Source organism: Limisphaera sp. 4302-co, from assembly GCF_049537155.1.
Classification (GTDB): Bacteria; Verrucomicrobiota; Verrucomicrobiia; order Limisphaerales; family Limisphaeraceae; genus Limisphaera.
In genome coordinates, this window is record NZ_JBMVQZ010000001.1 from 151,017 (window position 1) to 174,814 (window position 23,798).

20 protein-coding genes are annotated in these 23,798 nt (G+C 66.8%); 13 read left to right on the plus strand and 7 right to left on the minus strand.

The genetic code is table 11. From position 1 onward, the window contains the following. Positions 1 to 62: 62 nt before the first annotated feature. From crcB to ACPDIX_RS00550, 9 genes are all read left to right on the plus strand, one after another. Positions 63 to 458 (plus strand): fluoride efflux transporter CrcB, encoded by a 396-nt coding sequence (crcB, locus tag ACPDIX_RS00510; protein WP_423429807.1) that lies wholly within the window; start codon positions 63 to 65, stop codon positions 456 to 458. Between the two features lie 5 nt (positions 459 to 463). Continuing rightward, positions 464 to 856 carry a DUF190 domain-containing protein gene (locus ACPDIX_RS00515; protein WP_423429808.1) on the plus strand — a complete coding sequence of 131 codons (393 nt, stop codon included), beginning with the start codon at positions 464 to 466 and terminating at the stop codon, positions 854 to 856. Further along, positions 853 to 1,731, plus strand: a complete 879-nt coding sequence (locus ACPDIX_RS00520; RefSeq protein WP_423429809.1) for a molybdate ABC transporter substrate-binding protein — start codon at positions 853 to 855, stop codon at positions 1,729 to 1,731. The genes ACPDIX_RS00515 and ACPDIX_RS00520 overlap by 4 nt, the downstream gene beginning before the upstream one ends. Positions 1,732 to 1,735: 4 nt before the next feature. Then, complete coding sequence (locus tag ACPDIX_RS00525; RefSeq protein WP_423429810.1) at positions 1,736 to 2,572, plus strand: molybdate ABC transporter permease subunit; 837 nt, start codon at positions 1,736 to 1,738, stop codon at positions 2,570 to 2,572. Further along, positions 2,565 to 3,701 carry an ABC transporter ATP-binding protein gene (locus ACPDIX_RS00530; protein ID WP_423429811.1) on the plus strand — a complete coding sequence of 379 codons (1,137 nt, stop codon included), beginning with the start codon at positions 2,565 to 2,567 and terminating at the stop codon, positions 3,699 to 3,701. Before ACPDIX_RS00525 ends, ACPDIX_RS00530 begins: the two co-directional genes overlap by 8 nt. Positions 3,702 to 3,860: 159 nt before the next feature. After that, a complete protein-coding gene (locus tag ACPDIX_RS00535; protein WP_423429812.1) occupies positions 3,861 to 4,883 on the plus strand; it encodes an ABC transporter permease in 1,023 nt (340 codons plus the stop codon). Between the two features lie 53 nt (positions 4,884 to 4,936). Beyond that, on the plus strand, positions 4,937 to 5,917 hold the full coding sequence (locus ACPDIX_RS00540) for a substrate-binding domain-containing protein (protein WP_423429813.1): 981 nt from the start codon (positions 4,937 to 4,939) through the stop codon (positions 5,915 to 5,917). A gap of 55 nt (positions 5,918 to 5,972) precedes the next feature. After that, positions 5,973 to 7,637 carry an L-fucose/L-arabinose isomerase family protein gene (locus tag ACPDIX_RS00545; protein ID WP_423429814.1) on the plus strand — a complete coding sequence of 555 codons (1,665 nt, stop codon included), beginning with the start codon at positions 5,973 to 5,975 and terminating at the stop codon, positions 7,635 to 7,637. Further along, on the plus strand, positions 7,634 to 8,452 hold the full coding sequence (locus ACPDIX_RS00550; RefSeq protein WP_423429815.1) for an endonuclease III domain-containing protein: 819 nt from the start codon (positions 7,634 to 7,636) through the stop codon (positions 8,450 to 8,452). The genes ACPDIX_RS00545 and ACPDIX_RS00550 overlap by 4 nt, the downstream gene beginning before the upstream one ends. Positions 8,453 to 8,517: 65 nt before the next feature. On the opposite strand, the gene ACPDIX_RS00555 is transcribed toward ACPDIX_RS00550, so the two are convergent. Continuing rightward, a complete protein-coding gene (locus ACPDIX_RS00555) occupies positions 8,518 to 9,057 on the minus strand; it encodes a hydrolase (RefSeq protein ID WP_423429816.1) in 540 nt (179 codons plus the stop codon). Between the two features lie 161 nt (positions 9,058 to 9,218). On the opposite strand from ACPDIX_RS00555, the gene ACPDIX_RS00560 reads away from it, so the two are divergent. After that, entirely contained in the window at positions 9,219 to 10,004 is a 786-nt protein-coding gene (locus ACPDIX_RS00560; RefSeq protein ID WP_423429817.1) for a hypothetical protein, read from the plus strand. 167 nt (positions 10,005 to 10,171) lie between these two features. On the opposite strand, the gene ACPDIX_RS00565 is transcribed toward ACPDIX_RS00560, so the two are convergent. From ACPDIX_RS00565 to ACPDIX_RS00580, 4 genes are all read right to left on the minus strand, one after another. Beyond that, a complete protein-coding gene (locus tag ACPDIX_RS00565) occupies positions 10,172 to 13,900 on the minus strand; it encodes a UvrD-helicase domain-containing protein (RefSeq protein ID WP_423429818.1) in 3,729 nt (1,242 codons plus the stop codon). Positions 13,901 to 13,906: 6 nt separating this feature from the next. After that, positions 13,907 to 15,046 (minus strand): hypothetical protein, encoded by a 1,140-nt coding sequence (locus ACPDIX_RS00570; protein WP_423429819.1) that lies wholly within the window; start codon positions 15,044 to 15,046, stop codon positions 13,907 to 13,909. Between the two features lie 329 nt (positions 15,047 to 15,375). Beyond that, positions 15,376 to 15,936, minus strand: coding sequence for a hypothetical protein (locus ACPDIX_RS00575; RefSeq protein WP_423429820.1), 561 nt, complete (start codon positions 15,934 to 15,936; stop codon positions 15,376 to 15,378). A gap of 387 nt (positions 15,937 to 16,323) precedes the next feature. Then, positions 16,324 to 17,022 carry a VPDSG-CTERM sorting domain-containing protein gene (locus ACPDIX_RS00580; protein WP_423429821.1) on the minus strand — a complete coding sequence of 233 codons (699 nt, stop codon included), beginning with the start codon at positions 17,020 to 17,022 and terminating at the stop codon, positions 16,324 to 16,326. Between the two features lie 653 nt (positions 17,023 to 17,675). Here ACPDIX_RS00580 and ACPDIX_RS00585 point away from each other — a divergent pair. Further along, the gene (locus ACPDIX_RS00585; protein WP_423429822.1) at positions 17,676 to 18,974 is read left to right on the plus strand and encodes an acetylornithine/succinylornithine family transaminase; all 1,299 of its coding nucleotides are present in this window, start codon (positions 17,676 to 17,678) and stop codon (positions 18,972 to 18,974) included. A gap of 28 nt (positions 18,975 to 19,002) precedes the next feature. Here ACPDIX_RS00585 and ACPDIX_RS00590 read toward each other — a convergent pair whose 3' ends face one another. Together ACPDIX_RS00590 and ACPDIX_RS00595 are read right to left on the minus strand one after the other, a co-directional pair. Then, complete coding sequence (locus ACPDIX_RS00590; RefSeq protein ID WP_423429823.1) at positions 19,003 to 19,926, minus strand: tyrosine recombinase; 924 nt, start codon at positions 19,924 to 19,926, stop codon at positions 19,003 to 19,005. A 123-nt stretch (positions 19,927 to 20,049) separates the two neighbouring features. Then, on the minus strand, positions 20,050 to 21,900 hold the full coding sequence (locus tag ACPDIX_RS00595; protein ID WP_423429824.1) for an ABC transporter ATP-binding protein: 1,851 nt from the start codon (positions 21,898 to 21,900) through the stop codon (positions 20,050 to 20,052). 322 nt (positions 21,901 to 22,222) lie between these two features. Between ACPDIX_RS00595 and ACPDIX_RS00600 the strand changes: the two genes are divergently transcribed. After that, positions 22,223 to 23,017, plus strand: a complete 795-nt coding sequence (locus ACPDIX_RS00600; protein ID WP_423429825.1) for a TIGR00266 family protein — start codon at positions 22,223 to 22,225, stop codon at positions 23,015 to 23,017. Positions 23,018 to 23,093: 76 nt separating this feature from the next. Next, positions 23,094 to 23,795 (plus strand): TIGR00730 family Rossman fold protein, encoded by a 702-nt coding sequence (locus ACPDIX_RS00605; protein WP_423429826.1) that lies wholly within the window; start codon positions 23,094 to 23,096, stop codon positions 23,793 to 23,795. Positions 23,796 to 23,798 lie beyond the last annotated feature (3 nt).

Here is a 23,798-nt window from a genome sequence, read left to right on the forward strand (position 1 = left end):
GAAGGGATGGGCTGAATTGCGGCTGCGCTGTGGCGGGAGGCAGTCTAATTTGGGGGCGAGCTATGACACAGGGCTTGTGCGTGTTCGTGGGAGGGGGACTGGGCGCGCTTTGCCGCTGGTGGGTGTCCGGTTGGGTGGCGGCGCGTGTGGGAGAGACGTTTCCCTGGGGGACGATGGTGGTGAACGTCACCGGGTCGCTTTTCGTGGGTTTCCTGGCGGGCCTGTTGAGTCCCGAAGGACGATGGTGGGCCCCGCCCGAGGTGCGGGCCTTTCTGATCCTGGGCTTTTGCGGTGGGTACACCACGTTTTCGTCGTTCAGTCTGCAGACGCTGACACTGTTGCAGGACGGCCAGTGGTGGGACGCGGCCGGCAACGTGGTGTTGTCGGTGGGGCTCTGTCTGGTGGGCGTGTGGATCGGCCATGCCCTGGGTGTGTGGCTGCAAACCTGGAGGGGTTGAGAACCATGCAACTGCCCGAGGACGCTGTTTTGTTGAGGATCTTCGTGGGGGAAAGCGATCGGTGGGAACACCGTCCGCTGTACGAGGCGATTGTGCTGAAGGCGCGGGAGATGCATCTGGCCGGTGCCACGGTCCTGCGCGGGCCGATGGGTTTCGGCAAGTCCAGTCGGTTGCACACGGCGAAGATCCTGAGGTTGTCCATGGACCTGCCCGTGGTTATTGAGATCGTGGACGGGGAAGAGAAGATCCGCGACTTCCTGCCTGTTTTGGAACCGATGATGCAGGGCGGGCTGGTGACGCTGGAAAAGGTCAAGGTGATCCACTACGAGGCCGGCTCCGGCGAGGCCGGCGCCGCGGGGGAGCGCCCCGGGGACCGTGCGGAAAGGGCCTCACCATGAACGGACGGTTCGGCAAACGAACGGACAGCGGCCCTTCCCCAGGGTGGATCGTCGTCGTGGTGGCGATGCTGGCAGGGGTCGTGGGCGCGGAGGGGACAACGCTCCGTGTGTTCGCCGGCGCGGCGGCCAAGCCGCCCCTCGAGGAGATCGCCCGCCTGTATGAAAAGAAGACCGGGGTGGAGGTGGAGCTGGTGTTGGGCGGGTCCGGCACGGTCCTTGCGCAGATGCGACTGGCGCGTGAGGGCGATGTGTATCTGCCGGGCTCGTCCGACTACATGATTCGCGCGCGGCGCGAGGGGTTGGTCCGGCCGGAGACCGAGCGTCAGATCGCGTGGCTCGTTCCCGTATTGACGCTGCCCAAGGGCAATCCTGCCGGCATCCGGACCTTGGAGGACCTGACGCGACCCGGCGTCCGGGTCCTGCTGGCTCAACCGGAGACGGTCTGCTTGGGGGCGTACGCGGTGGAGATCTTCGAGCACTCGCTCTCCCCGGCGCAGTGCGCCGCGTTACGCCGGAACATCGTGAATTACACCGACTCCTGCGAGCGCACGGCCACCGCGGTGGCCTTGAAGCTGGCCGACGCCACCATCGGATGGCACGTGTTCGAACACTGGTTGCCGGGCCGCCTTGAGACGGTCCGGCTGCCGGCCGTGCAGGTGCGCAGGGTGGGGTATCTGGCCGGGGCCGTGGGGCGGTACAGCGTGCGTCTGGCCGAGGCGGAGGATTTCCTCCGGTACCTCACCGGGCCCGAGGCCCGGCCGGTATGGCGGAAGTACGGCTATTTCGAGAGCCCGGAGGCGGCGTGGCGTTGGTTGGGGGCGGAACGACCGGTGGGCGGTGAGTATGAAGTGCCGCGGTCCTGGCTGGCTCCGTGAAAGGATGAACGACGCCGGCATCGGTGGGAGCGCCGCGGACCGGGAACGGCCCGGCAGGCTCGGGTGGCGCTCGTTTGCGCCGACCGTGGTGGCGGCCTGGGCCGTGCTGGTGGTTTACGCCGGTTTGATCGCGGCCGCGCTGACGTTCGTGGAGCCTGGCGGGCTGCTGTCGGTTCTGAGTTCTTCCCGAACCTGGTATTCGGTGCGTCTGTCCCTGGGGGCGGCCACGGCCGCGTCGGTCCTGGGCCTGCTGTGCGCACTGCCGGCGGGTTATGCGCTGTCGCGTTACCGCTTTCGCGGACGGGGCTGGGTGGAAACGGTGCTGGAGCTGCCCATGGTGGTTTCACCAGCGGCGCTGGGTGCGATGCTGCTCATGGCGTTGAGTCATCCTGCCGGCCAGTGGTTGCAGGAGCACGCGGTGCGTTTTGTGTTCACCGTGGCCGGCGTGGTTCTGGCCCAGTTCGTGACGGTGCTGGGCATGATGGTGCGGCTGGCCCAGACGGCGTTCGACGGCGTACCGGTCGAATTGGAAACGGTGGCCCGCACCCTCGGCGCCTCGCCGGCGCGCGTGTTTCGGACCGTTACGCTGCCGTTGGCGCGCCGGGGCCTGGCGGCTGCGCTGGTGCTGGGCTGGGCCAAGGCACTGGGCGAGTTCGGAGCCACGATCATGATCGCCGGCACCATGGCGATGCGGACCGAGACGCTCCCGATTGCGGTGTACCTGCGGTTGTCAGCGGCCGACCTGCCGGGTGCGGCGGCGCTGATCGTGTTGCTGGTGATCGCGGGGCTGGGGGCTTTGATCTGTGTGCGGTGGTTGTCGGGCGGGAGGTCGCATGCTTGAGGTGCGGGAGCTGACCGTTCGCGCGGGAACGTTTCGTCTCCGGGAAGTTTCCCTGAGGGTGGAACCCGGCCGGTGCCACGCGGTGCTGGGCCCGTCCGGCTGCGGCAAGACGACCCTGCTGCATGGCGTGCTGGGCCTGCGTCCGGTGGAATCGGGTTCGGTGACCCTGAACGGGCAGGAGATCACCCGCTGGCCTGTGGAGCGCAGGGGCATGGGTTACGTGCCGCAGGAGTTGCGAGTGTTTCCCCACCTGACCGTTCGCGAAAACATCCGGTATGGGTTGGAAGCCAGGGGCTGCCGGGGAGCGGAGTGGGAAAGGTGGGTGGAGGAGCTGGTTGACGTCACCGGTCTGGGCGGCCTGCTGGAGCGGCGGCCGAACCAACTTTCCGGAGGCGAACGGCAGCGGGTGGCCCTGGCGCGGGCATTGGCATTCCGACCGAAGCTGGTGCTGCTGGACGAACCCTTTGCGGCTTTGAACGAGAGTCTGCGGCGCGAATTGTGGTGGCTGTTGCGGACGCTGCAACATCGGCACGGGCTGACCGTGCTGCTGGTGACGCATGACCTGGCCGAGGCATATGTGCTTGCCGACCGGGTGACCGTGCTTCTGGAAGGCCGCGTGATCCAGCAGGGTGACAAGGCGGCTGTGTATGGCCGGCCGGCAGCACCCGCGGTGGCACAGTTCCTCGGGGTGGAGACGCTGCAACCAGGGAGGGTGCTCGCGGCCGGTCAGGGCCTGGTGACGGTGGAGGTGGGCCGGGCGAGGCTGCAGGCGCTGGGCGACGCCCAACCGGGCGAGTCGGTCCTGGTGAGCATCCGGGCCGAGGATGTCCTGCTGACCGGCGAGGCCGGGGGCGGATCGAGCGCCCGCAACCGGTTGCCGGCGCGTGTGCTGCGGGTGGACCCGGGGCATCCGCTCTGGCGGGTGGAACTGGACGCCGGTTTCCCCCTGACGGCCCTTGTCACACGGCCGGCGTGCGAGGAACTCGGTCTGGCGCCTGGACAGTCGGTGCAGGCATGGATCAAGGCCCCGGCGGTGCATCTCATCCGGGCCGAGGCGTGCGGGCACGGCGAATCAGGGTTGTTCCGAACGGGCGGCCGGGCCCCGTTCAGCAAAGGGCCGGAAGGCTGATCACGGCGCCGCAGCCTGCCCTGCCGGCGCCGTTTGAGTCGGGCGGACCGGTTTTGCCATTGCGCGGAGCGCGGCGGGTCTTTCAATCTGCGGAAGTCTTCTGGAAACGCCGGCGTGGCGCATTTGCCGGTGGACCGGGTTGGCGGGGAAAGTTGGCGCGTGCGAGGCGAACATCCAGGCGCGGCGGGTGAAAAAGCGGGCCGGTGGCAGGCCGGGTGGCATGGCGCTGCCGGGCGTGCCTGGCTGGCGCTGGTGCTGGTGTTGGCGCTGGGCCTGGTGTTTCCGGCCGACGGCGCCTTCCATCAGTGGGCGACCCACCGGGATGCGCTCCGGCAAAGTTCGGTTTACGGCATTCTGGCCTGTGGCCTCACGGTGGTGATCCTGAGCGGGGGCATTGACCTTTCGGTGGGCAGCGTGCTGGCGCTGGTGGCCGTGGTGACGGCGCGGCTGGCGATCCACCTCGGCTGGCCCGCGTGGCTGGTGGTGACGACCGCTCTGGCGGTGGGCGCGTTGCTGGGTGGTGTGAACGGATGGCTGACTGCGCGACTGGGACTGCAGCCGTTCATTGCCACGCTGGCGACGATGGTCTTCGCGCGCGGACTGGCCAAGTGGAGTTCGGGCGGGATGAAGGTGTCCACCGCGGTGCCGGAGCCGGACGGTTCCTTTCGGTACCTGGAAGTGCCGGCGCTGTTCCGATGGATCGACACGCGCGTGTTGGGGGGCAATCTTTCGGTGGTCACGATCCTTTTTCTCGCTTGCGCGGTGCTTTGCGGGATGTTGCTGGGCCGGCATGCCTGGGGCCGGTGGTGGTCCGCCATCGGCGGGAACGAGGAAGCGGCCCGACGCTCGGGCGTGCCGGTGGAGCGGATGAAGGCGGGGGCGTACGTCCTGAGCGGTTTGTTGGCTGCCGTGGCGGGCATCTGCCAGGCTGCGCAGGAGCAACAGGGGGACCCCGAAACGGGCGCGGGGTACGAACTGATCGCCATTGCCATGGTGGTCATGGGAGGGACGAAACTCACCGGCGGCGAGGGCGGGATCGGGCGGACTTTGCTGGGTGTGCTGACAGTCGGTTACCTGGAGAAGATTCTGAGCATTCATGCCGTTCCGGAGTCCGGCCGGCTGATGTTGATGGGGGTCCTCATTGTGCTTGCGGTGTTGACCCAGGGGTTGGGCAGACGTTGAATCACGGCGGGGCGGGCCTCCCGAGCCGGCTCCCGAGCGAATCCATACGAGCCATGAATCATGAGACTGGATTGCGGGCAGCTCGTGGTCTTGCCGTTGTCCTTCTGCTGGTGGCGTGGGCGGGTTGTGACCGGCCGGCGTCCGTTTCTCCCACAGACACCGGAGAGAACCGCGCCGCGCCCCGCGTGTTCACCATCGGCATGAGCCAGTGCAATCTGGGTGAACCCTGGCGCGTGCAGATGAACGCCGACATTCAGGCCGCGGCGGCCCGACATCCGGAGTTGCGGGTCATCTTCAAGGATGCCCAGAACGATACGCTGCGCCAGCGCGCACACGTGGAAGAGTTCATCAACGTGCGGGTGGACCTGTTGATCATCAGCCCGAAGGAAGCGGCGCCGCTGACGGAACCGGTTGCCCGGGCGATGGAGGCCGGGATTCCGGTGATCGTGCTGGACCGGGCGGTGTTGGGCGACCGCTATACGTGTTTCATCGGAGCCGACAACGTGAGGATCGGCCGGGCCGCCGGTGAATGGATCAAACGGCGGTTGGGCGGCCGGGGACGCGTGGTGGAACTGAAGGGCCTCATGACCTCGATCCCCGCCCAGGACCGGCACCGCGGGTTTCGCGAGGCCCTCGCAGGCACGGAGATCGAAGTGGTCTTCGAGGCGGACATGAAATGGCTGGAACCGGAGGCGCGGCGGGAGATGGAATCTGCCCTGGCCCGGTTTCCGAAGATTGACCTTGTGTATGCGCACAACGATCCCGGCGCGCACGGTGCGTGGTTGGCGGCGCGGGCCGCCGGTCGGGAAAAGGAGATGCTGTTCGTGGGCATTGACGCCCTCCCGCACGAGGGCGTGGCTTATGTGCGCCAGGGGATCCTGGACGCCACGTTCCAATACCCAACGGGCGGCGAGCAAGCAGTCGAAACCGCCCTGCGCATCCTGCGGGGTGAACCGGTGCCGAAACGCATCGTGCTGGGATCGCGGGTTTTCGACCGGACCAACGTGGAGCGCGGGGGTGACCCGTTGCCCTGACGGGAGGCACCCCGCGCCCGGAAGAACGAAACCTGCAAAGACCTGTTTGGAGACCATGAAAACCAAGCGTGTCAAACGGATCGGAACCGGGTCCAGTCGGGACCGGACGGTGGTGCTGGTGGCCAGCGGAGATCTGCGGCTGTCGGCTAATCAGGTCTGTTGGCCCGCCCAGGCGGCCATGGAAAAGGCGCTCACCACCGCCATCGAGGCCGAGGGATACCGGGTCGTGCGCGGCCATCCGTACAAACGGCAGTTGAAACACGGCTTCATCGCCTCGCAACGCGAAGGGCTGGAGGTGTTCCGGCAGATTGACCCGGACGCACCGCTCATTGTGGCCGAGGCGGTCTGGCAGTATTCCCATCATGTGCTGCCGGGACTCACGACCCATCGAGGACCGATCCTGACCGTGGCGAACTGGTCGGGCCAGTGGCCGGGTCTGGTGGGCATGCTGAACCTCAACGGATCGCTGACCAAGGCCGGCGTGAAGTATTCCACCCTGTGGAGCGAGGATTTCCAGGACGACTATTTCCGGACCCGGCTGCGAGCCTGGCTGACCACCGGCCGCTGCGAGCACGACACCTCACACGTGGTGGAATGGGACCGGGTGAAGGTCCCGCAACAGGCACGCCGGATCGGGGAAAAGCTCGCCGCCGAGCTGATCCGGAACAAGGCGATCCTGGGCGTGTTCGACGAGGGTTGCATGGGGATGTTCAACGCCATCGTCCCGGACGACCTGCTGCACGCCACCGGGGTGTTCAAGGAACGGCTCAGCCAGTCCGCCCTTTACTACGAGACCCTGCAGGTCCGTGACGAAGAGGCCCGGGCCGTCCGCGACTGGATGGAGAAACGAGGGATGAAATTCCACACCGGACCGGACGAGGCGACCGATCTGACGGACCAGCAGATCCTCTGGCAGTGCAAGATGTACATCGCCGCCGTGCGCATGGCGGATGACTTCGGCTGCGACGCCATCGGGATCCAGTACCAGCAGGGGCTCAAGGACCTCCTGCCCGCCAGCGATCTGGTGGAGGGCACGCTCAACAACACGCAGCGGCCGCCGGTCCGGTCCCGGGACGGCCGCCGCGTGTTGTTTGCCGGTCGTCCGCTGGTCCATTTCAACGAGGTGGACGAATGCGCGGGGTTGGACGGTCTGATGACCGCGCGTGTGCATGCCGCGCTGGCCCAGCCGGTCGAGACGACCCTGCACGATGTGCGCTGGGGCGACTGGGACCGTTCCGGAACGGTGGAGGATTATGTCTGGGTGTTCGAGATCAGCGGGGCGGCGCCCCCGGCCCATTTCATCGGTGGGTGGAAGGGTGCCGAGGGCTTTCGCCAGCCGCCCATGTATTTTCCCAAGGGCGGCAGCACCCTCCGCGGGATCTCCAAACCGGGCGAAATCGTCTGGTCGCGGATCTACATCGCCGAGGACGCGTTGCACATGGACCTGGGCCGCGCCAAGGTGGTGGCCCTGCCCCGATCGGAAACCGAACGGCGCTGGCAGGCGACCACGCCGCAATGGCCCATCATGCACGCCGTGACGTACGGCGTCACCCGCGACCAGATGATGGCCCGGCACAAATCGAATCACATCCAGGTGGCCTACGCCCACAATGCGGAGGCGGCGGACCTGGCGCTGTTGACCAAGGCCAGCATGGCCTCCGCGTTGGGGATTCGCGTGCATCTCTGCGGCACGCGTGCCGACGGCAAACCGTGGGCGTGAGGGAGACACGGGTGTCGGAGTGCCCGCCGCCCGCCATTGTGCGCGATCTGCGCGAGGCGTACCGCCGGGCCCGCGCGCGGTTCGGTCACCAGCACTGGTGGCCGGCGGAGACACCGTTCGAGGTTTGCGTGGGCGCCATCCTCACGCAGAACACGGCCTGGTCGAACGTGGAGCGGGCACTGGCAAACCTGAAGCGGGCCGGGCTGCTGGATCCGCGCCGGCTTTTCGCCCTTCCCGAGGCCGACCTGGCGGAGTTGATCCGCCCGGCCGGGTATTTCCGTGTGAAGGCGCGCCGGTTGCGGGCCTTTCTCCGGGTTGTGGTGGAGGAATGCGCCGGGGATTTGGAACGGCTCTGGTGCGGCCCCACGCCGGCAGTCCGGGCGCGGCTGTTGGAGATCCCCGGCGTGGGCCCGGAAACGGCCGACAGCATGCTGTTGTACGCCGGAGGACACGAGGTGTTCGTGGTGGACGCCTACACGCGCCGCATCTTCGGTCGGCATGGATGGTACGCCGGTAGCCCGGTGTGGCTCCAGGGCCTGCGCGGGGCGGCGTCTCCTGCCGGCCCGGGGTCCGCCCGCGCACCGCTGCCGCTGCCGGACCGGGCCGAACCCGCCCTGAGTTACGAGGCCCTGCAGGCGCTCTGCCAGCAGGTGCTCAACCACAAGCGCGGTCCGGCGCGACTCGATTACTGGCAGGATTACCACGCCCAACTGGTCATGATCGGTAAACACTACTGCCGTGCACGCCAACCGCGTTGCGAGGCGTGTCCCCTGCGGGACTTGCTTCCCTGCGCAGTCCGGGCGGGCGCCGATTGAATGCCCGCAGTCGGTGAGGGGGCGCCCAGCCCCTTCCACGGAAGCCCGCGGCGGCGGGTTGCCGGCTATTTCACGAGGGAGAGAATCTCCCTGAAAGCGGGCGCTTCGGCGGTCTGCAGCAGCTCGAACAGTGCCATCTCCACACAGGTGGGGCGGACGCCCAGGGACAGGAGCTTCGTCAGCGCGAGCTGCTTGTGCTCGGGCGACCGTGAGGAGACCGCGTCGGCCACGACTTCAACCTCGCATCCCTCTGCCTGCATGGCCACGGCGGTTTGATAGATGCAGACGTGCGTTTCGATGCCGGCCAACAGGACCTGGTGACGGCCCGTGGCCTCGATGGCGCGGCGAAAGCCGGGGTCGGCCCAGCAATTGAAGGTCATCTTGGCCACCGGCCGATGCCCCTCCAGCAGGGCACGCAGTTCGGGCACGGTGGGGCCGAGTCGTTCCGGGTTTTGTTCCGCCCAGACCACCGGCAGGTTCAGGACCTGTGCGCCCCGGATCAGTCGCCGCAGGTTTTCCACGAGCCGTTCGCGGTCGGACATCACCTGTGCCAGCCGCTCCTGTACATCAATCAGCGCCACCAGGGACGTGTGCGGATTCAGCATGAGCCTCAGCATGCGCAACGGGCCTTGCGAGTGGAAGCCAGCAGAGCTGTCGCGGCGGGGCAGGGCGGGGCAAACCCCTGGACCGGTTGCGGGCGGCCGCGCGCCGGTGGTAAGGTGGGGAGCGGCAGACCGACCTGTGGGAGGTCCACTCATCCCGAGCCATGCAGTGGAACGACACAGATTTGAGGTTCGTCGTCGAAACGGTGGTCACCCGGCGCCGGGACCGCGACCGGATCGTGGAATTGGTGCGGGACAAGCCTGACCTGGTGGCGCCTTTGCTGGACGACCCGCGCCTGAGCGAACGGCTGCGGGACGAAAAAGAATCCCTGGCCCGGATCAGTCCGCGCCTGTTGTTCACGATCCTTCTCCGGCGCCTCCGGCTGGACCTCGCCGATCAGGGCATCGTGTACGAACGCGAGGGGGAGTATCGGTTGCCCGTCTTCGCCGGTTCACAGGCCCGGGACCTTCTGGACGAGCCCGGCATGTTCGATTATCTCGTGGACCTGCTCTGTTCCTTCGTTCGGATCCACAGTGGCACGGTTTATTGGAAGGAACGCGGGCTTTGGCGCAAACGAAAGTTCAGTGACATGGACCTCGACGACATGGTGGCATTGTGCCACCTGGTGGCGCCGGAATGGCGCCCGCGCCTGTATCGTCGGATCGGTGACATTGCACTGTTCCTGAGCGGGGTGTTTCCCGACCACCTTACCCGGCTTTGGCGGGGTGTCCGGCGGCAGCTCCGCGACCGGCGGACGTTGGCCGACTACGAACGGGAAGGACGCTACTTCTACCGCTTGGCGGCCCAACAGGCTGAACCGGCTGCACCGGTGGCGGTGCTGGAACGGCTGGCCGAACAGTTCACCCTGGCGCGCGAGATTCTGACCACGTTGAGCGACCGCTACCTCCGTCCGCTGCGCGATCAGTACTTCGCCACGCCGAGCGCGTGAGGGTCTTGACCGGGTGACCGCGGACCCGGTCCGGGGACCGCCGAATCCACGCCGGCCCGTGCGGGCGCCGCTTCGTGCCCTCTCACGACCCGGATGGCGGAAGGTCCGACCGTCCGGGCCCGCAGGGTCGGAGGCAGGTCAAGGTCGGGGAACAGCGGCCGGAGGGATCAGCGACCGGTGACCTCGACCGTTCGCCCCGGCCGGAGGAAATGCAACCACCGATGTCGGACAGGGCGCCGGTAGATCCGTTCGAGCGCCAAACCGTACAGACGCAGTTGAGTTGCATACGTTCGCACCTTCGCGTCCAGCTCATCGTCACGAACGTCGTCGGTCTTGAAATCCAGCAGCCAGAGTTCACCGGGCAGGATCACCGCCAGATCCACAGCGCCCTGGAGCACGACGAATTCCTCCGCCAGGTCGGGAACGGGTTGGCCGCCGGCGATCTGGCGCAGTTCGTTGACTTGCAGCCGGAGGGTGAATTCCAGCTCGCGCCGGACGGCGTGGCGGTGCTGGAGGATCCGACGGCCCACATCCGACTGCCAGAACCGGCCCAGGGCCGGAAAGTCCAGTGCCCCGGCCTCTTCCCTCGTGAGGCGCCCGGCCCGGACGAGTCGGTCGGCCTCGGCCCGAAGCAGGTCGGGGGTGGAGGCAGTGTCGAGGTTGAAGAATCGCAGGAACCGGTGGTGCGCGGCCCCGCGTTCCACCGCGGTGAGGGGCGGGACGGGGAAACGGCGTTCACGAGGACCCGCGGTGCGGAAGAGCACGGCCGGAGGTTCCTCTTCCGTCCATCGCCGTTGGGCGGCCGTGACGGAGGTTTTGGCCGGTTCGACCGTGGCACGTCGGTGGGGGTAATCGAGCTGGCGGAGGCGGGTGATCTCGCTCCAGAGGTTTTCCGCCGGAGCCTCGGCCCTTTCCGGGCTCTCCGTGGCCTCGCCGCGGGCCGCCGGACCCGTGGGTTCTGCGGCGGGTGAAGCCTTCAGGGTGCTCCTTTCTTCGGGGGTGATCCAGCGCCAGCGGAAAAGCGGTGCCCGGCCTTGTGGAGAGGTCCGTGCGGGCGCCAGCCCGAGTTCCGTGAAGACCGGCAGGAGCCAGTCCAGCGGCGAGCGCGCCTCGAGCAGGTGCGCGGGCGGGGGCTGCGGACCGGTTTGCGGTGCGGTGCGGCTCTGCGGTTGGCCCACCAGCAGCAGATAATCCCGGGCACGGGTGAATGCCACGTAGAGCAGCCGGATTTCCTCGCCAAGGTTTTCCTTGTGCTGGCGTTGTTGGGCCAGCCAGGATGCGAGACTGGGATAGGACCACCGGCCGTCGGGGGTGAGGATGCGCGAGGCCGGGCCGTAACGCTCGTCCACGATCACCTGCGCGTGGAGGTCCTGCACGTTGAAGGGCTTGCCGAGGTCGGCCACGGCCACCAGGGGGAATTCCAGCCCCTTGCTCTGGTGGATGCTCAGCAGACGAACGGCGTCCGTGCCCGGCTCGGGAGCAACTTCGGGCTCGGTCTCCGTCTCTTCCCAGGCCTCGATCCGCCGGAGAAAACCGGTCAGGCCCTCGCCGTGGATGCGGTCGAAGTCGCGGGCCAGTTCGAGACAGCGATCCACGTTCAGGCGGCGGAAACGCCCTGCCGGTTGGGATTCGACCCATGCGAGGTACCGGGTGTCGCTGAGGATGACTTCCAGACAGCGGCTGACCGACCCCAGCCGGGCCCACTGGCGCCAGCGGGCGTGCTGTTGTAGGAAATGCTGAAGTTTCCGGCGCAGGCTGTCTCCAACCGGGCCGCCGGCGGGGCCGGTCCCGTCCTCCTCCAGCCAGCGCCGCAGTCGCTGCCATACGGGCAGATCGCGGCGGTGGGCGCAAACCCAGGCCATCTCGTCGAGGGTTAGTCCGACGATGGGCGATCGCAACACGGCCAGCAACGGCAGGTCCTGCAGGGGATTGTCCAGCAGCCGGAGCAGATTCAGAAGATCACTGACCTCCAGGGCGCCGAAGAATTCCTTGCGAGACACTTCCAACGGGACACCGGCAGCCTCGAACTGCTGCAGGTAAATCTCGCTTTTCGGTCCGGGCGATCGCAGCAGCACGGCCATGTCGGCGTACCGGATGGGCCGGGGCCGGCCGGTTTGCGGATCCCGGACCTGGAACCCCTGCTCGCGCAGCTCGCGCAGGCGCCGGGCCAGCCAGAGTGCCTCTTCCTCGGCCCGGCTCAGTTCAGCAATTGCATCGGAGTCTTCTGCGGTTTCCCCGGAGTTTCCTGAGGCCGGATTTCGAGGAACGTTGGCCCCGGGCGGTTGCCACAGGCAGATCTCGACGGGCGGCTCGCCCCCCGATGATGATTCGCCCGGACCGGGGGCCGTGGACCCGTCGGCGACGGGGGTGCCGGGCAGCAGCTGCGCGTCCTGTCCGTAACCGACTCCTCCCACGGCCTCTTGCATGATCCTCTCGAACACGGCGTTGACGAACTTCAGCAGGAGGGGAAGGCTGCGAAAGTTTTCCTGAAGGGGGATGACCCGTGCGCTCCTTTCTCCAGCCCAGCGCCTGGCGTAGCTTCGGAAGATGGCCGGGTCGGCACGTCGGAACCGGTAGATGCTCTGCTTGACGTCGCCCACGAGGAAACGGTTTCCCGGCTCGGAGCTGAGGGCCTGAAGAATGAGGTCCTGGGCCGGGTTGATGTCCTGGTACTCGTCCACGAATACCCAACGGAAACGCGCACGCAGGCGTCCAGCCAGGTCGGTCGGCCGGCCTTTCTCCCGGTCCCAGAGGAGGTCGAGCGCGAACTGTTCGAGATCGGAGAAGTCCAGCCAACCGCGTTCGCGTTTCCGTTCTGCCAGTGCCCGGGCGAATCTGCGCGTCAGCTCGAGCAGGGCCCGCATGGGCACCCGCATCTGTTGCCAATCGGTTGCCAGCGCGGATGCGCTGCCCTGCGGGCCCGTGGCGGTTCCGGATTCGCCGGCCCATCGGGCCAGGAGCTGGAGGTCTCTGATGCAGTGCCGAAGCTCCTCTTGATGCTTTTTGAGGATGCTGCGGTTGGAGAGGCCTTCCTCTAGGGATCGGAGGGCGTTCCGCGTGTAGCGGCGCCATGCGTCCAGACCTGCGGCGGGTGCGGGCCGGTCCGGTTGGGGGCCCGGCAGGCCGGAGAGCAGCAGCCGCGCCGCCGGATTGCCTGCGTTGGCGAGGGCTTCGATCCGCGCCTGCCAGCGTTCGCGCCAGAACTCGAAGGCTTCCGGCAGCCATTCCTGCCATTTCGTGGGATTCGGATCGTCCAGGTAGCTCGATTGCTCAGCCAACCATTGGTCCGGATCGGGGAGGCTGCGGATGTAATCATGGATTTCGAGCACCCGCTCGCGCAGCCGGCGTACGTCGGCGGCAAAAGTGTCGGTGAATAGCGCCCGTAACTGGTCGGATTCCCGGCCGGGTTCACCCAGGACCGCTTCCAGCACTTCATCGAACACCTCGTGCTGGAGCAGCCGGGCCTGCCCTTCCTCCAGGACGGTCAGGCGCGGGTCCAGGTCCAGTTCGGCGAAATGTTCTCGAATGAGGCGGTAACAGAAACTGTGCAGGGTGCCGATGGCCGCCGTGTCCAAGAGGGCCAGTTGTTCGTGCCAGAAGGGCGAATCCTCCTGCCGGGCGGTTTCCTCCAGGCGGTGTCGGATTCGTTCCCGCAGCTCCGCCGCAGCCGCTTCCGTGAACGTGACCACCAGCAGATCGGTCACCCGCGCCGGTTGCCTTGCCCTCTCGTGCGGGGTGCGGTCGGGCAGCAACAGGCGCAGAACCCTTTCCACGAGGGTGCGCGTCTTGCCGGTGCCGGCCCCGGCCATCACCAGGACATTGCCCGTGGCGGTGACGGCCTGTTGCTGGGCCGGGGTCAACCGGGGAGAAGCCGATCCCGAGGCATTCTGTGACATGGGGATCTACTGCAGGAGCACCCGCCAGAAACGGCTTGCTTCGTCGGGTGCCTGGCGGAGCAGCAACTGCGTCGAGTTGGTAAGGGTGACGGCCAAGACCTCCGCCCAGGGACCGCCGGCCAGGTGGGTCGTGGTTAGGAGCCGGCACCGGGCGCCGGCAGGCCCTTCCACGCCAATTTCCAATGCATTGCCGGGCCGGCGGATCCACAGGCGGAGGGACGGTTGCAGTGCGGCGGGGTCGTCGCTCAGGTCCGGAATCCCGTCCTGATCCGCATCGTTGGCGTCGTACACGGACCAGGCCCAGGTGAAATAGTCGGGTTCCGTCGTGGAAGGATCGCCGTCAGCGAATTCGAAGAAGGCGGCATAGGTCTCAGGGGAGTGTTCCATGCGAAAAAGATGGTTCGTGGAGAACGACCATGCCTCGCCGGTCTGGTTGGTCCAACTGCCCGGCAACAGCACCAGGTGATTCTGCGGCTCCGAGGGCGCGCGGACCAGGGAGCCGTGCCCCTCCCATCGGGCGGGTGCGGACCCCGTGCGTTCGGCCTCCAGGGAGAACCACACGTTCGACGCGGCGGTTTCATACCGGATGGTCCCACGATATTCCCACAACTCGAACGAATGGGTGAACACCGCCAGGGATTGGAACGCATTCATCTTGAAGTCCAGCACACAGGTGCCGACCGCGCTGCCGGCGGCGCGCGACCACCGTGCCTCGACGGCTCCCGATCCGTAGCCTTGAATCGCGTATGTCCCAGGACTCGTCGCCTGTACGCTCATTTCCACCTGAAAGAAATCCGGGATCCCATTGGTGTCGCCGTCAGCCAATGGAAGCTCCAAAAGCAGGTTGCCGGGGACTTCCTCGAAAAAAGTGGTATCCGTGAGCCTCAACACGGCCGCATGGGTGTACGGCGCGGCTTGGAAGATCGGGAACAGCTCACCATTGATGCCGGCGGGCAGCGACGAAAGGTCCAACTTGAAGAGGTCGAACGGTTCACTCCCCTGGTGGAACCGGAGCGAAAGACAGGCAAACCGAACCGAGGCGGTGTTCGCCTGTGCGTTCGGAATCCCCGCCAGGCCCGGGATGCAGGCGACGCAGACCTGAAAGACCATCCGCAAACGGCCGGCTGAGCGAGCTTGTCGTCTCACGGTCGCAGACGATCTGCGTTTCCACAGACCTGTCAAGTCAGCGGTTGCACGGACCGAAGATCCTTGCAGGCCTCTCGCCGGCCCCCGCGCCATCGAAAGGCGTGCGTCCCCGCCGAGGCGGAAGCGGCCGTAGGAGAAAGGGCCGTGACGGAGCGCGCCGACGGCGTGCGCCGGCCGGGTCGGACTCGAAGGGACGCGTAGGGGTCCGCTCCCGGCCGCCGGCTGGGCCGGAGACCCCCCGACGCGGATTCGCAAGTGCCGGTGTGCTGGGTAAGGCCGGGACAGGTGGACGAGCGCCCGGTCGCGGGGCGGGACCGCGCGTGCCGGGATCACTCGTTCAATCCGAAGAACCGGTAGGGGGCCGGTCCGGCCATGATCTCTCGCAGCACCGGGCTCACTGCGCGTTCGCGCCAGGCGAGGTCACTTTTCATGGCGAGCGCATCGGCTTCCGCCACCGTGGCGTCGTCCGATCCGAGATCGCCCAGCCAGGTCAGGCCGTTTCGCCGCGCCCACGGTTCAAGCTCCGCCCGCAGGACCGCATCCGATACCCCGGGCGGGACCAACAGGCCCACCGCCGCGTCGGGAACGGTCCGGCACGTGGCCCACACGTCCAGCCATCGGTTGAGCCAGACCGGCAGGAACAGCGTCCGCGCGGGCGCCAGCAGGATCAGATCGGCGTCCACCGCCTCCGCAAGGGCCGCCTCAGCGAACCGCGTTTGCTCCAGCAGATCGGCCCGCCACGGCACCACGGAGGTCCGGGTCTGACCACATTCGAAGGCAATCCGACTGACGGCGGCCCGCGCCACGCGCGCCCACGCCACGTCGTCGTACAACAGCACGGTTTTGAAGCTCTGGGTGACTGTGGGGGTTGCTGGATCGCCGCTGTTCATATGCACCTCACGCCGCTTTTCAACAGTTTCCCATGTCAACCCGCCCTGCCATCGGCATTCGGCTGAAAAAGACGCACGACAATCTCGCAGGCACCATAGGCAAAGGCCCGAGCCGATGGGCTGAAAGGACCGGGCGGCCTTGGGATGTCCGGCGGCCGGCAGACCGGCAATCGGCTTCGCACCGGTCCCCCGGGGCGGGCATCGCATCTTCTTTGAGACGGCCGAACGAACCGCCATGTCGGTGGGAACAGTACGGCAGGAACAGCACGGCAACAGCGTGGGGCGGCCGGTTGAGAATCCGCGGGGCGGCTGAAAAGAGAGGGGCCGCTCCATGTCAGGAGCGGCCCGCGGACTTCGGAGGAACCCTGACCTTCGAAAGGACGCCGATTACGACCGACGTCGAGCCAAGGACAAACCCGCCAAGCCCAGACCCAGCAAGGTTACCGTGGCCCCGGCATCGGGCACGACGTTGACCCGGATGGCCGAACGACCGATTTCAGCACCGCTGCCGTCCCGGAGGATCAGCGCGAAGGTGTACTCGCCAGTCGCATTCGGATCGAAGCCGGAATAGGTGGGCGGTGTGAGGGACCAACCCATGCCACTGGCGGCCGTCCCGAGGAAACTCATGCCAAGGTTCCAAGAGTCCTGCCATGTGGTATACCCGGGCAGGAGAGTGCTGAGCTTTCCGTGATCTCCCTCGTCGGTCCCGGCGCCCGGATCGAAGTCGTACAACAGTTCGAGCGTATACCAGGTACTTCCCGCGTTTTTGACATAGAATGCAAAGTTCCAACGTGCGTACGTCGGCTGCGGGGGGGATGAATAAAGATCCGGACCGTTCACAGCATAAAAATCCCCGGCGCCGTTGTTGCCCACCGCCGGGTTGCTGTAGCGCTGATGCGCCGTGAGGCCCAGCGTGACGTTGCCGATGGTGGTGATGGCCACCGCATCGTTCGGAATGCCACTGCCGCCGAAGGTGGCACCTGACAAGGTCCCAAACGTCGTGTAGGTCGGAACGATCGGCCCGGCTTGCAGAGCCGCTGCTGCCACGGTCATGCCCAATCCCAAGATCCAACTGGTTCGCTTCATAGAACTTCCTTTCGGTTTGGTTTCTTCGCCGCAACAAGCAGGATTTGGACCAGCAAAACCGAAAACACTCGACCCACCCAGCCCCGCCGGTTCCCAGCGAGAGTGTATCCTGCTATACACCAGCATGTTGCATGTCAGACAAAGAATCTTCACCTCCTGCGCCCCCGCCGGCTCGTCAACGGTACAGACACCACGGCCTTGCGAAAGTGTAAAGTCGGCCGACGATCCGTAGGTCGCCCGATCCCGGGATCGGGTCGGGACCCGACCCGCACGCTGTGGTCAAGTTGCTCTCTACAAGTCACTTGTCTGTCGTTCGGCTCGCCCTCAGAGCTGATTGGGAAAGTGTAAACGTTTCCGACGCTGTGTCGGAAGGTTTTCCACTTTCCCTTGTGGGCAGGGTTCGCCAGTCAGGATTGTGGATCCCGTGGCCGGTCTGCCGGGGCTGACGCAGTCCGGTCGGGTCATCGGTGCGCCTGATGCACCCGGGGTTTCCTGTGCGTAGGCGGCTTGTCTGGCTGGGTTGAACCGGCCGCGCGGTTCCGAGCAGTCTGGGCGCCTTGAGCGGACAAGTTGAGGTGTGGCGATTTCGGCCCGGGTGAAGGGCAGGATTCCCCTTGCACGACAGGCGTCCGAGGCCATGATGGCGGGCCGATATGGTTGAACGAGTTTCAGGGGCGGCGGGTCCCGCGGCCGGGTGCGGTCCCGTGCCGGAGGCAGACGGCGTCCGGGCTCTGTATGAGCGGTATGTGATCCCCACGTATGCCCGCATGGGTGTGGTCCTGACGCACGGGACCGGCAGTCATGTCTTTGACGAGCGGGGGCGACGGTACCTGGATTTGGGCGGTGGGATCGCGGTGAACGCCCTGGGGCACGCGCACCCGGCGCTGGTGTCGGCGATCGAACAACAGGCGCGGCGGTTGATTCACTGCTCCAACTATTACTATTCCGAGCCCCAGGGGCGGCTGGCGCGCGAGCTGGTCCGGCTCATCGGTCCGGGCAAGGTGTTCTTTTGCAACAGTGGTGCGGAGGCCAATGAAGGCCTGTTCAAACTGGCCCGGCGGTTCGGGCACAGCGAGGGGCGTTTCGAGATCCTCACCGCGTTGCAGTCGTTCCATGGCCGGACGCTGGCCGGGATTTCGGCCACCGGCCAGGAAAAGGTCAAACAGGGGTTCGACCCCTTGGTTCCCGGGTTTCGCCACGTGCCGTTCAACGACCTGGGAGCCTTGGAGAAGGCGATCTCGCCGGCGACAGTTGCGGTTTTGATCGAGGGTATTCAGGGCGAGGGAGGGGTGAATCCGGCCCGGCCGGAGTACCTGATGGGCTTGCGACGCCTGTGCGAGGAGCGGCGGTTGCTGCTGTTGATGGACGAGGTTCAATGCGGTTGCTTCCGCACCGGACGGTTCGCCAGCTGGCAGCGGATTCTGGAGGGCGCGCCGGGTGGGGAGGGCTTTCTTCCGGACGGGGTGGCGCTGGCCAAATCGTTGGGCGGCGGTTTCCCCATCGGGGCGTTCTGGGTGCGCGAACCGTACGCGGACCTGCTCGGCCCGGGCAGTCACGGCACGACGTTTGGCGGCACGCCGCTGGCTTGTGCGGCGGCGTTGGCGGTGTTGGAAGTGATCGAAAAGGAGGATTGGGCCGGGCACGCGCGACGCCTGGGTGACCGGCTGTTGATGGAGCTCGGGCGTCAGGTGGAGCGTCATCCGCGCGTGTGGGCCGGTGTGCGTGGTATGGGGATGATGATCGGCCTGCAGCTTCAGCCCGAACCGGCGGGGCTGACCGGGGCCGGTCAGAGCCCGGCCGTGCGGTTGACGCAGCTTTTGCTGGAAGAGGGTCTGCTGGTCATTCCCGCCGGCACGCATGTGATCCGGTTGCTGCCGCCGTTGAACCTGAGCGAGGCCGAGGCTCGCGAAGGGATCGAGATTCTCGAAAGGGTGGTCGGCCGGCTGGACTGAGTGGGTCGGAGCGCGCCGGTGTGCGGCATCATGCACGGGGATGGTACCGGCGATGGATTTCGCGGAGTCGCGCGGTGCCGACGTGGGTGTAGATCTCGGTGGTTTGGATGCTGGCGTGTCCGAGCAACTCCTGGATGACCCGCAGGTCCGCGCCGTGTTCCAGCAGGTGGGTGGCAAAGCTGTGGCGCAGCATGTGGGGTGTGAGAGGCCTGTCCAATCCCGCCAGGCGCGCCCGTTTCTTGATCCGCCGCCACAGGGTGGTCGGGTGAAAGGCCGTGCCCCGGCTGGTGAGGAAGACCGTGCCCGGTGAACGGGGTCGGACGGTCCGTGGTCGGCCGCGCGTCAACCAGGCCTGCAGGGCGGCGACCGCCTTCCTGCCGACGGGCACGACCCGTTCCTTGTTGCCCTTGCCGATGACGGTGACGAAGCCGCTTTCCAGGTGAAGTTGTTCGAGCCGGAGCCGGCACAGTTCACTCAAACGCAATCCCGAGGCATAGGCCAGTTCGAGGACGGCCTGATCGCAGAGCGACCCGGGTGTTTCGGGGACCGGCGGCGGTTCGAGCAAGCGGCGGACCTCGTCGAGCGAGAGCGCCTTGGGCAGGCGCAGCCAACGGCGGGGCAGGCTGAGGTTTTCGGCCACATTCATCGGCAGGAGCCTTTCCCGCACGGCGTAGCGGTAGAACGCGCGCAGGGCGGCGATCGTCAGGTAGAGACTTTCGCTGCTGAGCCGGCGACCCGGCTCGGCGTGCGGGATCTTGAGCGGCCGATGATGCTCGTGCTGGAGGAAGGATACCAGGTGGTGAAGGGTCACCTCGCGCCAGTCCTTCACGCCCTGTTCGGCCGCCCATTGGACGAACCGGCCGAGGGCATGAGCGTAAGTGCGCTGGGTGGCCTCGCTCTGGCCGCGCTCGTGGCGGAGGTGCACCAGGAAATCTTCCACCAACGTTTGCACGACGGGGAGCATACCGCCACGGCCTGCCTCGTCACACGGAAAAGCAGGGCGGCACTGCCGGGCCGACAGCCCGGCTGTGCGGCCGGCCACGGACCGGCAAATCCCGGTTCCCTGTGAACCTGCCTACGCCAGACCGAGCCGGAGGAAGCCCTCCTCGATGGAGCGTGTGTCCTGGATTCGGGCCAGGCGCGCGTACAATCCGCCCGCGGCCAGCAGTTCTTCGTGCGTGCCGCGTTCGACGATTTCGCCCTGCCGGAGCACCAGGATTTGGTCGGCTCGCCGGACGGTGCTGAGCCGGTGGGCGATGACGAAGCTGGTGCGGCCGGCCATCAGCCGTTCCAGCGCCTCCTGGATCAGGCGTTCGGTGGCGGTGTCCACGCTGGCCGTGGCTTCGTCGAGGATCAGGATGGGTGCGTTTTTGAGGAGGGCCCGGGCGATGCTGATGCGCTGTTTTTCGCCCACACTGAGTTTGACCCCCCGTTCGCCGACGCGGGAGTCGTACCCCTCGGGCAGCCGGAGGATGAACTCGTGACAATTGGCCGCGCGCGCCGCGGCCAGGAGTTCCTCCTCCGTGGCGTCGAGCCGGCCGTAGAGGATGTTTTCGCGCACCGTGCCGTTGAAGAGGAAGGGTTCCTGATTGACGATGCTGATGTGGGCGCGCAGGGAATCGAGCCGGACATCCCGGATGTCCTGTCCGTCAATCAAGATCCGGCCGCCGGTGGGCTCGTAAAACGCGGGCAGGAGCTGGACCAGCGTGGATTTGCCCGCGCCGGTGGGGCCCACGAGGGCGATCATCTGGCCGGGCACGGCCCGCAGGGAAATGTGCCGGAGGACGGGCCGGCCCGGCCGGGGCCGGCCCGGGTCGTCGTGGACGGGATAGGCGAAGGAGACGTCCTCGTAAACAACCTCGCCCCGCACGGGCACCCGCAAGGTTTTTGTGCGATGGGGACGTTCGGGCTCCGTGTCGAGTATGTCGAACACGCGGGCCGCCGCGGCGCGGGCGGCCTGGAGCATCTGGTTCAGGCCGTGCAGCCGGCCGATCGGTTCGTAGAAAAACATGCCCGCATACAGCATGAAGGCCACGAGCTGACCCACTTCCATGCGGCCTTCCAGGACCTGGCCGCCACCGACCCAGAGGATGAGGCCGATCCCCAGCGCGCCCAGGAACTGCATGGCCGGACCGTACCAGGCCCAGGCCAGCATGACCGTGAGGGTTCCCCGCCGGAGTGCATCGGCCCGGAGGGCGAACCGCTGGTCCTCGTAAGCCTCGCGTCCGAAGGCCTTGACCTCACGGATGCCCTGGAGGTTGTCCATCAGAAGCGCGTTCAGTGCGCTGGCGGCTTCGCGCTGGCGCCGGTAGCGCCGGTGGGCCGTCAGCGTGTACCAGAGGGCGCCGGCGACCAGAAACGGGGCCGGAGCCAGGGCCACCAAGGTCAGGGTGGGACTGTAGAGCCACATGAAGACCAGTGCGCCCGCAATGCTCAGCAGCGCGACCGAGCCCTGCTCGGTCCCGTCAATCAGGAGGCGCTCCACCTGGTTCACGTCCTCGATCACGCGGGTCATCACGTCGCCGGTGGCGCGTTGATCGAACCAGCTGACCGGCAGGCGTTGCAGCCTGGCGTACAGCTGGCAACGCATGTCGAAGATGACGTTTTGTTCGAGCCGGTTGTTGATGCGGATGCGGAGGCTGTTGAACGCCTCGCGAACGAAGAAGGCTCCCAGCAGACCCAGCGCCGCCGGTGTCAACCATTCGCGGCGGCCGGCCACGATGACCTCGTCGATCAGCAGCCGGGTCAGTTTGGGATAAGCCAGTCCGGCCGCCAGCGACACCAGGGCACACCCCACGGTGCCCACCGCCATGTACCAGTAGGGTTTCAGGTAAACGGACACGCGCCGGACGACCTCCCGGGTCGGGCGCGGGGCGGACCGGAAGCTCGGGTCGGTGTGCGCGCCAAAGCCGGGGTGACTGCTCATGGGCCGTTCCTGTCCGAAGCCCTTCCTGCCGGGCGCGCGACGCAGCGGGCGGCCGGCCCGTCTGCCCGGCTCAACGTCTCTGAATGGCGGGCATGCGTCAGTCTCCTCTGCATCAGGACCGGCAGTGTGGGGAAAGGGACGGGCCCGCGCAACCGTTCCCCGGCATGTTCACGGGGCCCGACACTTGTGCGGAAGGACGCGAGGGCCCAGACTGTCGGCACGAGGTGGCCGGGAGTCGGGTGCGGGTTTTGGGTCCGGCCAACCCCTGAAAGCGGCACCCGCAGTCACGGCCCGGCGGCCACAAACAGGCAGGAGGCAACGCATGGCGAAGATGCATGAGATTGACTACCAGATCCACGGGCACACGACCCAGTACGTGGAGGTGGAACTCGATCCGGGCGAGGCGGTGGTGGCCGAGCCCGGGGGCATGATGTACATGGAGGATGGCATCGGGATGGAAACCGTGTTCGGCGACGGTTCCGGTGACAGGAGCGGGTTCCTGGGCGCGCTGGTCAGTGCGGGCAAACGGTTGCTCACGGGGGAGTCACTCTTCACGACGGTGTTTTACAACCAGGCGCAGCAGAAGCGGCGCGTGGCGTTTGCGGCACCGTATCCGGGCACGATCATTCCGGTGCATCTGGCCGAGGTGGGCGGCGAGCTGTGGGCGCAGAAGGACTCCTTTTTGTGCGCTGCGCGGGGCGTGAGCCTGGGGATTGCCTTCAACCGTCGCATCGGTACCGGTCTGTTCGGCGGCGAGGGCTTCATCATGCAACGGCTCCAGGGCGACGGCTGGGTGTTCCTGCATGCCGGCGGGAGTGTGGCCGAGCGCACGCTGCTACCGGGGGAGGTCCTGCGGATCGACACCGGTTGTGTGGTGGCTTTTCAACCGACCGTGGACTTTGACATCCAGTTCGCTCGCGGGATCAAATCGGCGCTGTTCGGTGGCGAGGGCCTCTTTTTTGCGGTGCTGAAGGGTCCGGGCCGGGTCTGGTTGCAATCACTGCCGCTCAGTCGCATGGCGGATCGCCTGGCGGCTGCTGTGCCCGGGCCGGGCAGGGGCGGCCGGGAGGAGGGATCCGTGTTGGGCGGACTGGGCCGGATGCTCGATGGCGATTGAGTCCGGCTGCGGCCGGTCCGGGCGGGCACTGTTTCCGGAGGTTGCAACGGCCCCGTTCCCCTCTATGCTCCCGGCCATGGCAACGGACGTACAGCCGAGCGACAATCAGCAGAACCACTTCTTCAAGGAGGACCCGTGGCGGATCTTCCGCATCATGGCGGAGTTCGTGGAATCTTTCGAGGTCATGTCACGGATCGGCCCCGCGGTTTCGGTGTTCGGGTCGGCGCGCATGAAACGCTCCGACCCCTATTACCAGGCGGCTGTGGAGCTGGCCCGGCAACTGGCCCGTCACGGGTTTGCCGTCATCACCGGTGGCGGCCCGGGCATCATGGAGGCGGCCAACAAGGGGGCGGCCCTGGCCAGGGGCAGGTCCGTCGGATTGAACATCGAGCTGCCCCGGGAACAGAAGGGCAACCGGTACGCCAACGTGCCGTTGCATTTTCACTATTTCTTTGCCCGCAAGGTCTGCTTCGTGAAGTACAGTTGCGGGTTTGTGTTCATGCCGGGCGGGTTCGGCACCCTGGATGAGTTTGCCGAGATCTCCACGCTGGTGCAGACGGAACGGATTCCGCGATTTCCCCTGATCCTGTTCGGACGCCCGTTCTGGCGGGGTTTGCTCGACTGGATGCGCAGGCAGATGCTGGGCCGCCAGTTCATCTCGCCGGAGGACCTCGACCTCTTCCTGGTCACCGACAGTGTGGAAGAGGCGGTCGAGGCCATCCTCGCCTATCGGGAGGAGAAGGGCGTCCCGCGGCGTGCCTCGAAGGCCTTTGCCTGACCG